General features: G+C 48.7%; 12 protein-coding genes. 2 read left to right on the forward strand and 10 right to left on the reverse strand.

Annotated features, from left to right (window positions below; all coding sequences use genetic code 11):
- Nucleotides 1–14 precede the first annotated feature (14 nt).
- The 6 genes from BM613_RS02560 to BM613_RS02585 all read right to left on the reverse strand — a co-directional run bounded on the left by BM613_RS02560 (nucleotide 15) and on the right by BM613_RS02585 (nucleotide 6769).
- Complete coding sequence (locus tag BM613_RS02560) at nucleotides 15–1175, reverse strand: homogentisate 1,2-dioxygenase (protein ID WP_109429568.1); 1161 nt, start codon at nucleotides 1173–1175, stop codon at nucleotides 15–17.
- Nucleotides 1176–1187: 12 nt separating this feature from the next.
- Nucleotides 1188–2249: a fumarylacetoacetate hydrolase family protein gene (locus BM613_RS02565; RefSeq protein ID WP_245926203.1), complete on the reverse strand. Its 1062-nt coding sequence runs from the start codon at nucleotides 2247–2249 to the stop codon at nucleotides 1188–1190.
- 1 nt (nucleotide 2250) lies between these two features.
- Nucleotides 2251–3384: a 4-hydroxyphenylpyruvate dioxygenase gene (gene hppD, locus BM613_RS02570; protein ID WP_109429569.1), complete on the reverse strand. Its 1134-nt coding sequence runs from the start codon at nucleotides 3382–3384 to the stop codon at nucleotides 2251–2253.
- Between the two features lie 152 nt (nucleotides 3385–3536).
- Entirely contained in the window at nucleotides 3537–4526 is a 990-nt protein-coding gene (locus BM613_RS02575) for a 4-hydroxy-3-methylbut-2-enyl diphosphate reductase (protein WP_109429570.1), read from the reverse strand.
- A 19-nt stretch (nucleotides 4527–4545) separates the two neighbouring features.
- Complete coding sequence (locus tag BM613_RS02580; RefSeq protein WP_109429571.1) at nucleotides 4546–6108, reverse strand: sensor histidine kinase; 1563 nt, start codon at nucleotides 6106–6108, stop codon at nucleotides 4546–4548.
- Nucleotides 6092–6769, reverse strand: coding sequence for a response regulator transcription factor (locus BM613_RS02585; protein WP_109429624.1), 678 nt, complete (start codon nucleotides 6767–6769; stop codon nucleotides 6092–6094). The genes BM613_RS02580 and BM613_RS02585 overlap by 17 nt, the downstream gene beginning before the upstream one ends.
- Before the next feature lie 199 nt (nucleotides 6770–6968).
- On the opposite strand from BM613_RS02585, the gene BM613_RS02590 reads away from it, so the two are divergent.
- Entirely contained in the window at nucleotides 6969–8129 is a 1161-nt protein-coding gene (locus BM613_RS02590) for a serine hydrolase (protein WP_109429572.1), read from the forward strand.
- A gap of 42 nt (nucleotides 8130–8171) precedes the next feature.
- Here the strand turns inward: BM613_RS02590 and BM613_RS02595 are convergent, their stop codons facing one another.
- The 4 genes from BM613_RS02595 to hutU form a co-directional block, all read right to left on the reverse strand.
- Nucleotides 8172–9683, reverse strand: coding sequence for a nicotinate phosphoribosyltransferase (locus BM613_RS02595; RefSeq protein ID WP_109429573.1), 1512 nt, complete (start codon nucleotides 9681–9683; stop codon nucleotides 8172–8174).
- 83 nt (nucleotides 9684–9766) lie between these two features.
- Nucleotides 9767–10585, reverse strand: coding sequence for an inositol monophosphatase family protein (locus BM613_RS02600; protein ID WP_109429574.1), 819 nt, complete (start codon nucleotides 10583–10585; stop codon nucleotides 9767–9769).
- A gap of 204 nt (nucleotides 10586–10789) precedes the next feature.
- Nucleotides 10790–12067, reverse strand: coding sequence for an imidazolonepropionase (hutI, locus tag BM613_RS02605; RefSeq protein ID WP_109429575.1), 1278 nt, complete (start codon nucleotides 12065–12067; stop codon nucleotides 10790–10792).
- A gap of 21 nt (nucleotides 12068–12088) precedes the next feature.
- On the reverse strand, nucleotides 12089–13750 hold the full coding sequence (gene hutU / locus BM613_RS02610) for a urocanate hydratase (protein WP_109429576.1): 1662 nt from the start codon (nucleotides 13748–13750) through the stop codon (nucleotides 12089–12091).
- A 114-nt stretch (nucleotides 13751–13864) separates the two neighbouring features.
- Here hutU and BM613_RS02615 point away from each other — a divergent pair.
- Nucleotides 13865–14505, forward strand: a 641-nt coding sequence (locus tag BM613_RS02615) for a MurR/RpiR family transcriptional regulator (protein ID WP_146192752.1), incomplete at its 3' end; no start/stop codon positions are given.

A 14505-nucleotide genomic window follows, 5' to 3' on the forward strand; every position in this document is an offset into this window, starting at 1 on the left:
CTCACTCTCTATGATTACAGACGCCAACTGTACATATATTGTGGGTCTTCTATCGCCAAGGCCGCTGCTGTAAGGCCGAGTGGATGAAAGGCGTCTAACATGACCGCCCATTCCGCTGTATCTGCAACACCTAAACTGTTTTCTACTACACCAGGATGCGGTCCATGCGCGATGCCGGCAGGGTGCAATGTCAGCGATCCGATTTCAATGCCTTTACGACTCATGAAATGGCCATCTACATAATAGAGTACTTCATCACTTTCGATGTTTGAATGATGATAAGGTACTGGAATTGCCTCCGGATGATAATCCATTTTTCGAGGAACAAACGAGCAGATTACAAAATTTTCACCGGAAAACGTCTGGTGAACCGGAGGTGGCTGATGAATACGCCCTGTGATCGGTTCAAAATCTGCGATGTTGAAAATGTAGGGATAAAGCGCCCCATCCCATCCCACCACATCAAATGGATGAAAGGGGAGCACAAAACTTGTCAGTTGTTTGCGCGCCCTCACACGCACTTCAAAATTTCCCTGCTCATCATGTGTCTCTAACTGCGGCAGCCGAAAGTCGCGTTCACAAAATGGCGCGTGCTCCATCATTTGGCCCGCCTCATTCATATAGCGCTTTGGAATCGCAATTTGCCCTTGCGCCTCAATCACAAGCAGGCGTGTAACTTCTCCTGCAGTCGGAATCACACGATATGTTGTCCCTACAGGTAGTACCACATAATCGCCTGATCGATAATCAAGACGTCCAAAAATCGTCTCTATCATCCCATGCCCCTGATGCACAAAGAACAGCTCATCACCCTCTGCCGTGCGGTAGAAATAGTCCATCGCTTCCGTAACGACAGCTACCCCAAGTGCGACATCTTCATTGCCAAGCAAAATCACTCGCCCATCCACTGCATTTTGCAGTGCTGGAGGCGGCAATGTCAGAGTACGCAAATGGCGATGCACTAAAGGCCCCAAGAAAGAAAATTCGCGCGCGACGGAACCGAGATCGCGAACTTGTGTGACATTTGTTGGAGGTGTGATATGGTAAAGTAGGCTTTGTCTCCCAGAGAAACCCTCCCTGCCAAACAACTCCTCAGTATAAAGTTGCCCATTGCTCTGGCGCATCTGCGTATGGCGTTTTTTCGGAACCTGCCCTTGCATCGTGTAATATGTCATGTCAATCCCCCCTTACGCAATGACGTTTGTCAAGCGGCCAATGCGTTCCACCTCAAGCGTCACAACATCTCCCGCCTCAAGCCATGGCTGTTGCTCTGGTCCAATTTCTAAAATACATCCTGAACCGACCGTCCCCGATCCAATGACATCCCCTGGATACAGAGTCACGCCCTCCGATGCACGCGCGATCATTTGTCCAAATGTGAAGTACAAATCAGCGAGGTTTCCCTGCGAACGCAAAATCTCATTCACATATGCACGCATTTTCAGATTGAAATTGGGGCCTTGCTGGTTGTCTAAAATCACCTTGCAATCCTGTAACTCATCCCATGTCACCAGTACTGGACCGAGTGACGTCGCAAAATCCTTCCCTTTCGCTGGGCCCAACCCCACTTTCATCTCTTGGACTTGTATATCCCGCGCACTCCAATCGTTCAAAATCGTCAATCCAGCGGTAACGTCTAGCCACTCCAGCGGACTTACATCGCGAACTGATTTACGTATGATTGTCGCCACTTCTAATTCATAGTCTAGCCACGAACATCCCCGCGGACGTTCAACCGCCATCCCATCACCAATGAAGGCGGCTGCATTGGAAAAATAAAAAACAGGAGCCTGATACCACTCCGGTTGCATACCTAATCCACGGCGCGCACGCGCTTGTTTAACATGCGCCTCAAAAGCATAAAAATCCCGAAATGAAGGAGGTTTTGGCAAGAGCGGAGCTGGCACACCCGTCGCAAAACACATCCGTTGCTGCTCTGCTGTCAATTCCGTCACAAAGAGTTGCTCTACACATAATGCGTACTGCCACCACTGGTCCCCTGCTTCAAGCAAAGTAAGTAACGTGTCTGGCGGCGTGTCCAAGGGATCCATTCCGCTCCTGCTGCTCCCTAAACCAACCCGTTTTTCATAAACTTTTTTACAACTTTGCAGGTAGCGATCTGGTGCAACAAAACGACGTAAGGCAAGTACCGCGTTCGCAAAATCGACTTCCTGTTCACCAGACGCTGTACGAGCGAAGAAGTGCAAACGTTCTTGCCGTGAAGTGATCCACCGAGTAACCCATTTCATCTTATAAATTCCCCCGGAGTGCCTGTTCACGTTCTATCGCTTCAAATAACGCTTTAAAATTTCCCTTGCCAAATCCGCGACTGCCTTTGCGCTGAATGATTTCAAAGAAAAATGTGGGACGGTCAACAACAGGCCGCGTAAAAATCTGCAATAAATATCCTTCTTCATCACGATCTAGTAATATATTGAGTTCTTCTAATTCATCGATTCCTTCTTCAATATCTCCCATCGTCGCACGCAAATGTTCATAATAAGAATGGGGTGTGCGGAGGAACTCGACTCCTGATGCTTGTAACGCACGAACCGTTGCTTTGATATCATGTGTCAAAAGAGCTACATGTTGTACACCTGGCCCTGCATAAAAATCTAGAAATTCTTGAATTTGCGATTTTTTGCGTCCTGTAGCTGGTTCATTGATGGGCAATTTAATGCGGCCTGAATGGTTAGCCATCACTTTTGACATGAGCGCCGAATACTCTGTATTGATGTCCTGATCGTCAAATGAGATAAATTGCGAGAAGCCTAACGCTTGACGATAATAATGCACCCACTCCTCCATCTTGCCTAACTCGACATTCCCCACAACGTGATCAAATTGCACGAGTCCCTTTTCTTGCACAGAATAAGAAGCTGCATACGGAACAAATCCTGGCATAAATGTTCCCTGATATGATTCTCGCGCAATCAAAGTATGCACTGTATCCCCATACGTCCCGATCACCGCGCGCGAGACCACCCCATATTCGTCCTGAACCGTATAGGGCGGCACAATCCCTCTTGCTCCACGTAAAACAGCCGCTTCGTAAGCTTTTTGCACATCGTCAACTGCAAACGCGACATCCTTTACTCCATCGCCATGCAGGCGGACAAATTCCCCTATCTCGTGGTCTGGATGTAAAGCTGACGTCACAACAATGACTGTACTCCCCTGTTTTAACGCATAACTAACGCGCTCGCGCGACCCCGTCTCTAAACCGCGATACGCAAAGGGTACGAAACCAAAAGCATGAGCTAGAAAATAAGCTGCTTGCTTCGCATTGCCGACGTAAAACTCGATATAATCTAAATATTTTATCGGTAAATGATCCACTCCCTGCGCAGTGGCACGATGAAATTCAGATTGAGCAACACCCATCCTCATTACCTCCCCCAACTCTATACAACGCCTATGCACATTCATACTAATAAGAGGAAGTGTGTAAAATCAAGAATACGCGTTGCCGCACATCAGCAGCAACGCGTATTCGCTTTACATCATCGCTAAGATAAAGCAATCGTACTCTGCCTTTATTCCTGTTGCGTTTTCCCTGTAGGCAATAGGTGTTCGTAATCAACGTGATGGACAGCATGAAAAGTTTCCGGACGCGCCGGGTCAAACTGCATTAAAAAATCAATCACTGCGCGTGTAATGGGAGTCGGTGTAGAAGCACCCGAAGTGACAGCCACCGTCTCTACATCTTTTAACCACTCGAGCTGAATCTCTGAAACATCCGCAATCCGATACGCCTTTACCCCTGCAATCTCCGTTGCAACTTGCGCCAAACGGCCCGAATTGTTACTTCGCGGATCACCGACTACAAGGCACAAGTCGGCTCCCTTTGCTTGTGTTGCAACTGCATTCTGCCGTACTTGCGTCGCATTACAAATCTCGTTATGCACAATTGCACTTGGAAAGCGTTGCGTTACTTGGGAGACGAGTTGCGCAATGTCCCATTGGCTCATTGTCGTTTGATTCGTCACAATAATGCGCGGAAGATCGCTTTCATCCGCTTTTGATCGATCGCCAGTACGTCCAAGAGTGGTTGGCAATGCAGCAATATCCTCCATGGTTTCAACCAGATAGACGCGACTTGGAGCCACACCAAGCGCTCCTTCTGGCTCAGGATGCCCACGCTTACCGATGTACACGACATCGTATCCTTGCGCCACTTTCTCCTCAATCAATCGGTGCGTGCGCGTCACGTCTGGACATGTAGCATCAATCACAGCCAATCCCTTTTCACGCGCACGCGCACGCACAGCAGGAGAAACCCCATGCGCCGTGAAAATGACCGTTCCTTTATCGATTTGCTCTAGGATTTCCAGGCGATTATCCCCGTCTAACGTGATAATTCCCTGTTTTTCGAACGCCTCAACCACGTACTGATTATGCACGATCATCCCCAAAATATAGATCGGACGCGGTAAATCCGGCTGTTTTGCCACTTGTGAAGCCAACACCATCGCATCAACAACTCCATAACAATACCCGCGTGGTGTAATCTTAATCACTTTCATGCGCCGTTCCCTCACATCTTTATAATTCCACAAACATTGTGGTTCCAACACCCAGTTCACTTTCCGCCCAAATTCGGCCATTGTGCACACGGACAATTTCCGCTACAATCGCAAGCCCTAGCCCGGCTCCTCCAGGATGTCGTTCGCGAGCGCCTGAAGCGCGATAAAAACGATCAAATATGCGCGCTAACTGTTCTTTCGCAATTCCAGATCCATTGTCAGTCACTGTGAGTAGTGCTCTTTGTTTTTCCAGTGGCCGCAGGCGAACCTGAATGATCCCCTGCTTTGGATCTGTATGTTGAATTGCATTCATGACTAAATTATATAAAATTTGTTGTAACATACTCTGATCACAAAGAATAACTACAGGTCGGAGATCGTAGATAATTTGTCGCGCGCCAGCTAAAACCTGAAATTGTGGCTGCAACATCTCAACAACTGCAGAAAGTTCGACATCAAACAGTTGCGGTTTTAATCCTTGTTCGAGTTTCGCAAGTTGCAGTAAGTCCCGCACTAACTCTTCAAGCCGCCCAGTTTCTCGTTGCATTGTAAGTAATCCCTGGCGCATGCCTGTCACTTTTTCTGCATTTGTCAAAAGTCGCGCCATAAGTTCATCTGGTAATTCGGTCTTCAAGTGTACACTGCGCTGTAAAACCTCTAAATCCTGTACATATGAATCCAACCTGCGCAATAATACGTCAGTAAATCCCCGAATTGCCGTGAGTGGCGTTCGCAACTCATGAGACGCATCTGACACGAATTGCTTCATGCGTTCCGTCGCATCTTGCTCGCGCTTCACTGAGCTTGCGAGCAAATCTAGCGCATCATTGATGATTTCCGCGAGGCGTACGGTTTCATGTGTTCCGACAAGCGGAAAGCGCTCCTGAAAAGCCCCATCGCGAATGCGTAATGCCGTTTCGATCAAGCGGTGAAGTGGACGCAGTGGTGCACGGATAACAGGAATGAGGATGGCTGCGACAAACACGACCACAAGCAAACTAATCAGCAAAAATTTTAGCGATTGCTGCAATAAGATCGGATACAATAACGATTCAGAGTAACCAAGTTCTACATACCCTGCAATTTGCCTAGAACTGCCCACCGTTGCCAGCAATAGCATCTGGCCATGTGTTTGCATGACATAGGCGGACGCGATCCGGCAGACACGCGTTTCATTTTTGCGCATGACCTGAAGCATATCGGGCCGCACGGGAATCAAATTCGCTGGATCATATTTTGAGAGCCGCTCACCGATCGGGTGTAACTGCGGATCATACAGCCGCACATTAATGCCGCGCATGCTCAGTGCCAAAAGCAAGCGTGGAGCCGCTTTTGCAAAAGTCTGCGGTGTAATCCCTTGTTCAATTGCAGATTCGGACAGCGCATCGCGCAAGGCAAAGGAGAGATTATTCTCGTTGGCGACGACAAGCGCGCTATGCAACGACTCAAATTGAATCGCCGCCACAAGCACCAGTAAGATCACTACGACCGCCACATAGCGCGCATACAAATCACGAATTAAACTCCCAGCCCTTTTGCGATTGCGAAAAGGCTGTCGCTTAAATTTACTGAAGATCGACACGATAGCCGACTCCACGCACCGTGCGAATGAGTTGACGTTTGGTATCGTTTAACTTGTGGCGAAGATAGCGGATATAGACCTCTAGAATATTATCTTCACCGGTAAAGTCATCGCCCCACACGCGCGACATGATTTGTTCGCGGGTAAGCGCCACCCCAGGAGTTTCCAACAATATCTCGAGCAACGTATATTCTGTACGCGATAGACCAAGCGCAACGCCTTCGTATCGGATAAGTTTTTGCACTTTATCTACTTCGAATTTTCCTACCCGAGTAACCGCCGATAATTCAGGGAACTGATTGCGAAAGCGCGCTTCGATCCGCGCTTTTAGTTCAGCGAAAGAAAACGGCTTCACGACGTAATCATCTGCTCCTGTCACAAGTCCTTTTACGCGATCTGTGACATCATCGCGCGCAGTAAGCATAATAATTGCAACGCGCGCCCTGTCTTTCATCAATCGGCACACTTCAAATCCGTCAATTCCCGGAAGCATGATATCGAGCAGAACCACATGCGGTTTAAACCGTTCAAGCAGTTCGAGCGCCTCTTCGCCATCGCGCGCGCACATGACGTCATACCCCTCGTCGCGCAGTCCAAACAACAAAAAATCACTGATCCCCTGCTCGTCGTCGACGACGAGAATCCGCCCTGGTCGAGTCATGTTCGTCTCGCCTGCTCCAGTTTTGACTTGAGCGGCTCGTGCCGTCTGACTTGTCGGTACAATCATGCGAATGTCGTTCACTTGAAACCCGCCTCCAAAAAGAAGTAATCATCCGTCGCCAGTTTGTCATCTATATGATAGATTAACAACATGGGGGAAGAATAAGTTTATAAGTTCAATATAGATTGGATGATTTCACATGTATAGTCCTTTTCACAAGTTTCCAGCTAAAAAATCAGCGACAAGGAAAAAAAACACATCTACAAAAGGGCGCAATTCACCGAAAAAACACCAACCAGATCGCTCACCAGGTGAACGTCGTTCGATTCAAACGCTTGCGTCTGCACCCCTGCAACCAGCGAAAACATCCTCTACATCAGCTCATGCACGCCGTAACCCACAGCGTCACAAAAACAGGAAAACCACGTCGCTTAAAGCTTATCGCCGCAAACGACTGCGGCTATTGCGCGTTTTTTTTGTCCTTTGCGCAGCAATTCTTCTCGGATTTTCGCTAAAATGGATGGCTGCGTCCGGCTTTACAACACTCTACGCTCGCCTGCGGGCGGACGTACTACAGGTCACCGAAAAATCACGCCCGCTGCCCTTTACACAAGACGCCTATCTTGCGCTCACAAGAGAGATCGAATTGTATTTACAAAAACAGCCTGGAACATTTGGCGTTGCTGGCTCTGATCTCGTGACAGGAGCTCAATTTGGCTGGCAGGCACACGAATCCTTTAGTGCGGCACAGACACTCGCTCTGCCTATCACGGTAAATCTCTACAGTGAGATTGCCAATGGTCAATTGAGCGCTCAAACGCTTGTTCACGTACAAAGCGTCGACAAACAGGCTGGCCCTGGCTTTATCGGTGGATTACCAGACGGCACACCACTTTCTGTGACTGAACTCGCTCGAGCTGCACTTGTCGATCACGACATCGTAGCAATCAATATGCTCATTCGCAAACTCGACCCTTCAGAAATCAATAGCTTTATGAACAGCGTCGGGAGTCATGAAACACTCGCCACGCCAAGGCTTATAACCCCGTACGATTTGACCTTATACCTGAGCTATTTATATAGCATGAACCAAGCACATCCCAAGACCGTCGCGCCGCTCATGCAAGATCTCCTACAAGTCGCACAGGCAAATCGCATAGCTGGTGGCCTGCCAAGCGAAAGTAAAATTGAACAAGTGACTGGGGATTGGCCAAACGAGTTCCACGACGCAGCGATTTTCTGGATTCATCAGCACCCAATTGCCTTAGCCATTTGCAGTGAAGGCGTTGACGAACGCGAGGCAAGCCGCGTCGAGTCGCACATCGCCCGTTTGGTTGCCCAATTTGTCAGTCAACAATAAGTCACAGAAAAGAGAAAATAGGCACGCTTTCACCCATGGCTTTCAATTTGCCCCAGCCGTGCGCATGCGTGCCATTAGTTCTCTTTTTAACTCCCATAGTGGAAGGCTTAGATCTACATGGTACGTATGCGGATTTTTAGGACGCAACGTCTCACTGGATAACGTCGCTAATTCTTGCTGTGCAAACGAACGAATCTCTTCGACCGCAGGCAGTTCATAAACGATGTCCCCATCTACAATAACGGGAATAAGGAGTTCTCGAACCGTGTATTGATAGATGGTTTTACGCTTGTATGTATGAACGGGATCAAATAATGTAACAGGTTCCCCTTGAGGGATAGCTTCCTCATCTAACATAATGAGATCAGCACTGGCCTTGTTTCCGACATAAAAGCGGATCACTTTCTTCTTCCCGGGATTCGTAACTTTAAGCGGATTTTCAGAAACCTTGATACGGGGAATAAAGCGCCCATCTTTTTCTTCCGCCGCCAGCTTATACACTCCGCCCAGTGCAGGACATCCTTTGGCTGTAATAAGCGCAGTCCCAACGCCAAACCCATCAATTTTAGCACCTTGAACCATGAGATCGCGAATCGTATCTTCATCGAGATCGTCTGAAGCAATGATCTGCGTCTGTTGAAATCCAGCTTCGTCCAGCAATTTGCGTGCTGCCTTCGACAAGTACGCGAGATCACCTGAATCAATGCGCACACCGAGCAAATCAAATCCTTTTTCACGTAGTTCGCGTCCCACGCGAATGGCATTTGGCACACCTGAACGCAAGACATCATACGTATCGACGAGTAGCACTGCACGGTTTGGGAATGCATCCACATAGGCGCGAAATGCCTCTAGTTCAGAATCAAAACTTTGAATCCAACTGTGCGCCTGTGTCCCTGAAACGGGAATCGAAAAATTATACCCTGCCACGACATTGCTTGTACTTGTACAGCCGCCTATGTAAGCAGCGCGGGCACCAAAAACAGCCGCATCACCATTTTGTGCGCGGCGTAAACCAAATTCACTGGTTGGATGGGCGTCTTCCACCAAAACACCACGCGTAGCTTGGACAATTCGCGCCGCCTTCGTTGCAATCAAACTTTGATGATTGATAAAACAAAGGAGTGCTGATTCAACCAATTGCAATTCAAAAATTCGACCTTCCAAGCGCAAGAGCGGTTCTTGTGGAAACACCACCGTGCCTTCTGGAATCGCATACACTGTCCCAGTAAAACGGAACATTTCAAGCTCTTTCAAAAAACCTTCATCAAAGATCCCTAAGCTGCGCAAATACGCGATTTCTTCAGGATAAAAGCGCAAATTGCGCAGATAGACGACGGCTTGTTCCAACCCAGCACAAATCACATATCCATTATCACAAGGATTCATTCGATAAAAAATATCAAAAACCACACGCTGTTCCATTCGACCACTTTTATAGAAACCATACATCATCGTTAACTGATATAAATCGGTCAACAGACCTTCTTGGCGATGTCGATAAATTGGCAATGAACTAATTGCCGCAATCCGACGCTCTGCACTGCCGCCCATGCGAAAATTCAACCTCCCTTTTGTGAAGAACATCCCTCATCACCTTGCCCTGCTGTGGTGATGAGGGAAGCTAAAGCTCGCTACTACGCAAGCGGAATATCAAGATTCAAATCGCGCAGTAACTGATCGTGAATATGTCCATTGGTGGCTGCCACATGGCGCGTATCGAGCGAATAAGGTGCACCGTCAGCGTCTGTCACGCGCCCACCTGCTGCCTCTACCATTACAGCGCCAGCAAGTAAGTCCCAAGCATTGAGATCATTCTCCCAAAAACCATCAAGCCGCCCTGCAGCAACATAAGCCAAATGTAAAGCTGCAGATCCAAATGCGCGTACGTTTCGCACATGATAGCCAAATCTCCTGATTTGTTCTGCATTGCGTCCACGATATGCCCCAGTCGGAAAGCCACTAGCCAGAACCGAACTAGACAAATCGGCTTCAGTAGACACACGCATGGGCCGACCATTGCAATATGCCCCTTGTCCGCGAATCGCTGAAAACATCTCATCGCGCATGGGGTCATAGATCACTCCAACCCTACCTACTGACTCAACCATGAGTCCGATTGAAACGGTACAGGCAGGCAATCCGCGGATAAAATTAAGGGTTCCATCAATCGGATCGACCACCCACAGCAAGTCTCTTTCTACTTGCTGTACCGCAAGAGTAGCAGCTGCTGCACCAGGTGGCACAGACTCCTCACCAAGTAGCACGCTTGTCGGATATTCTTTTTGCAGTATTTCATAGATCGCCGTTTGACAAGCCTTGTCAACTTCTGTCACCAAGTCGTGGGGTGACGACTTTTGGTGTGTCTGCGCGGGTCGACCAATAAAGGTCCGAATTTGTTCACCTGCGACACGAGCTGCCGCTTGCGCCACACGTTGCGCATTTTGTAAATCCAATTCTTACACACCCTCCATCTCGCGCAAAAACAGCGCGTCTCACGAGAATTATACAGCAAATGCAAAACGGGTTACACAAAGGCTGCACAGCTTGCTAACAAGCCATGCAGCCCCTATACAAACGCTTCATTCGACACAATTTTTGCCTTTTTCACGTGAAACGCGAAAGATCCGTAAAATGCCACGCTCATGTACAAATGAATGTCACTGAACGTCCGAATAAACGACTTCCCCTTTGACCAAGACTCGCGCCACATGCTGGATCCCATAGTGTGTAAGAACATATTGAGGGTTGGGAGCATCAAAGATCACGACGTCTGCCGCGCGCCCTGGGCGCAATACACCTGCAACTGCACAGCGATCTACTGCCGCTGCTGCATTTCGCGTCGCCGCCACGAAAATTTCTTCAGGAGTCATACGCAAAGTAAACAGGGCAAGACTCAACATCAGAAGAAAGTTTTCTGAGGGTGCCGACCCAGGATTATAATCCGTCGCAAGCGCCACCCCAAGCTGCGCTTCATCGATCATAAAACGAGCACGAGCAGGTTTTTTTTGCAAATAAAAAGATGTGCCTGGCAAACAGACGGCAAGAACCCCTGCCTGTGCCATCGCCTCCAATCCCTCATCGCTGGCTACAAGTAAGTGATCCGCTGAAACTGCTCCTAACTCTGCCGCCAACTCTGCACCGCCAAGTGGTACAAGTTCATCGGCATGTAACTTAATCTTCATTCCAGCCGTTTTCGCTGTCTCAAGCAAATAACGCCCTTCTTCAATAGTAAATGCGCCATCATCGACAAAAACATCAGCAAACTCTGCACCTTGTCTGGATAACTCGAGATACATTTGCGCAGCTTCTTTTACGAAGCGCTCACGCATGTCCTTGCGTTCTAGTGGGAGGGCATGTGCTGGAAGGGCCGTGTGTACAAAGCGCATCGCCATCTTTTGCTCTAGCGCTTTTGCAACACGCAACTGCTTCTCTTCTGTCGCAGCCGTTAATCCATACCCTGTTTTCGCTTCTACGCAAGTTACCCCATAGGAGCGCATGCGCAATAAACTTTTTTGCGCCTGTTCATAGAGTTGTTGCTCTGTACACTCTCGTGTCATTTGTACAGTGCTCATAATCCCTCCACCCATGCGCAAAATATCAAGATAATCCGCACCCGCCAAACGCATTGGCAATTCGTGTTCTCTTGACCCGCCATGTACTAAATGTGTGTGCGGATCTACAAACCCCGGACAAACAAATCCATTGTTTGCGTCGATAATTTCTGTTTGTGCATCGATGACAGTTTGCAATTCTTTACTCTTGCCAATGGCTGCGATCATTCCCTCTTCGTCTATTGCGATCGCTGCATCCGTCACTGCACCAACTTCTTGCATCGCTGTTCGCCCACAAAGCGGTTGCGCATCTTGCACTGCACTCCCTGAACTCATCGTCCAAAGTAATCCGATATGATCAATCAACCGTTTCACGCGTTTCATAGAATCCTCCTTGGCGAAACGCTATTCCCACATCGGAATGCGTACCCCACGCTCCCGAGCAACTTGTTGTGCGCGCTCATACCCAGCATCGACATGCCGAATGACACCCATACCAGGATCTGTCGTCAAAACGCGTCCCAATTTTCGCGCGGCTCGCTCTGATCCATCAGCTACAACGACCATTCCAGCGTGAATCGCATATCCCATGCCCACTCCACCCCCGTGATGGACGGAAATCCACGATCCACCAGCTGCCGTATTTAACAACGCATTGAGAATCGGCCAATCGGCGACTGCATCGCTACCATCTTTCATACTTTCTGTCTCGCGATTGGGAGAGGCTACAGACCCTGCATCAAGGTGATCGCGACCAATCACAATAGGGGCCTTAATTTCCCCTTTTTTCACGAGTTCATTTATAGCAAGTCCGAATTTTGCACGCTCACCGTACCCTAACCAACAAATCCGGGCAGGCAATCCTTGAAATTCAACTTTCTGTTGCGCTTTTTCAATCCAACTGCGCAAATGCGCATCATGCGGAAATAGTTCCAAAGCGAGTTGATCTGCACGCAAAATATCTGCCGGATCTCCTGACAAAGCCGCAAACCGAAAGGGCCCTTTCCCCTCACAAAACAGTGGGCGAATATAAGCAGGTACGAATCCGGGAAAATCAAATGCTTCTTTCACCCCTTGATCAAAGGCCACTTGACGGATGTTGTTGCCATAGTCAAACACAATCGCCCCTCTGCGCTTCATCTCTAACATCAGACGCACGTGGTCAGCCATGCTAGTTTTCGCACGAGTGACATACGCCACTGCGTCCGTTTGACGCATGCGCTCTCCTTCCTCCACTGTCATCCCTTGTGGCAAATAACCGTAAAGCGGATCATGTGCGGATGTTTGATCCGTCACAAAATCAGGTATGAGGTTTCGCGCGATAAGTGCTTGAAAGAGATCCACCGCGTTCATATGCACAGCAATCGAAAGTGGCTGTTTTTTTGCTACAGCATCTTGCATACGCACGATCGCTTCGTCTAAATCTTGCGCAAAAACATCGAGATACCTCGTTTCCAATCGGCGCAAGATTCTCTGCCGATCCACTTCTGCAATGAGCGCAACCCCGTCATTCATCGTCACTGCGAGTGGCTGCGCCCCACCCATGCCACCGAGTCCAGCCGTTAGCGTCCAAGTGCCAGCAAGCGTTCCCCCACGATGTTGTCTGGCTGCTTCCGCAAACGTCTCATAGGTCCCTTGCAAAATTCCCTGAGACCCGATATAAATCCAACTTCCCGCAGTCATCTGTCCAAACATCATCAATCCCTTGCGATCTAGTTCATCAAAGTGTTCCCACGTAGCGTATGCTGGCACAAGTAGAGAATTTGCAAGAAGTACGCGCGGGGCGTCTTCATGCGTGCGAAAGACTCCCACAGGCTTGCCTGATTGAATCAATAACGTCTCATCGTTTTCTAGTTTGCGCAGTGCTCGCACGATCGCGTCATACGCCTCCCAGTTGCGCGCGGCTTTCCCTCTTCCCCCATAAACGACAAGATCACTTGGACGTTCCCCGACTTCCGGGTCCAAATTGTTCATCAACATTCGCAATGCCGCTTCTTGCTCCCACCCTTTACAAGATCGCTCACTCCCCCTCGGAGCGCGAATCACACCTCGGCTCGCTACAGCCATTTCTCATCATCCTCTCTGCATGTAAAAACGAATGTGTCTAGCGTTATGCTAGCACAGCTAATTTTTTCTTGCAATTACGTCAATTGAATAGTAGCATTTATTTTAATCATAATCATGAATAATTTCATTCAAAAGGGAGCCACTATGAACCCTATCAATCCACCTGCACAGCTTGAACAGTGGTGGCAGACGGCACGCCATAGCTCTGACGCCAATCGACTGATCGTGCGCTACCTTGAAACACATTATCGACAAGCCGCATTTATGACCTCTGCAGAACTTGCAAAAGCTGTTGGCGTAAGCCAAGCTTCGATTTCGCGATTTGCAAGCCTGCTTGGTTTCAGCGGGTTTACAGAGTGGAATAAAGCAATGCAACAGTTGATTCGTCAAGAATTATCCGCTCAAGACCGCCTGTGGTTTGCACAAAATCCACAAAATGACGAGGGCGATCGCGTCATTCAAAGCGAACAAAACAATCTTGAACAATTACTACACATTACAAATTCACAAGCATTCTACGCACTCGCTCAACAGATGGCGCGCGCTCGCCAGGTCATCTTTGCGAGCGCGCGCGCGTCTGCGACACTTATGCCATATGCTCACTATTTTTTAAGCAAGGTGCGACCCCACGTATATCAAACAGAGCCAGGCGATTCTCTGTGGGACCACCTTGCGGTAGAAAATGCAACCGATGTGCTCATCATAGCTCTTGCGTTTCCCCGCTATCCACGGGTACCTGTCCCTTATACACATCT

Source organism: Sulfoacidibacillus thermotolerans, assembly GCF_003144315.1.
GTDB classification, from domain to species: Bacteria; Bacillota; Bacilli; order Alicyclobacillales; family SLC66; genus Sulfoacidibacillus; species Sulfoacidibacillus thermotolerans.

Coding starts and splice junctions, on each gene's coding strand:
- BM613_RS02560 (WP_109429568.1), bottom strand. CDS start 1,175: ATGACATATTACACGATGCAAGGGCAGGTTCCGAAAAAACGCCATACG.
- BM613_RS02565 (WP_245926203.1), bottom strand. CDS start 2,249: ATGAAATGGGTTACTCGGTGGATCACTTCACGGCAAGAACGTTTGCAC.
- hppD (WP_109429569.1), bottom strand. CDS start 3,384: ATGGGTGTTGCTCAATCTGAATTTCATCGTGCCACTGCGCAGGGAGTG.
- BM613_RS02575 (WP_109429570.1), bottom strand. CDS start 4,526: ATGAAAGTGATTAAGATTACACCACGCGGGTATTGTTATGGAGTTGTT.
- BM613_RS02585 (WP_109429624.1), bottom strand. CDS start 6,769: ATGACTCGACCAGGGCGGATTCTCGTCGTCGACGACGAGCAGGGGATC.
- BM613_RS02590 (WP_109429572.1), top strand. CDS start 6,969: ATGTATAGTCCTTTTCACAAGTTTCCAGCTAAAAAATCAGCGACAAGG.
- BM613_RS02595 (WP_109429573.1), bottom strand. CDS start 9,683: ATGGGCGGCAGTGCAGAGCGTCGGATTGCGGCAATTAGTTCATTGCCA.
- hutI (WP_109429575.1), bottom strand. CDS start 12,067: ATGAAACGCGTGAAACGGTTGATTGATCATATCGGATTACTTTGGACG.
- hutU (WP_109429576.1), bottom strand. CDS start 13,750: ATGGCTGTAGCGAGCCGAGGTGTGATTCGCGCTCCGAGGGGGAGTGAG.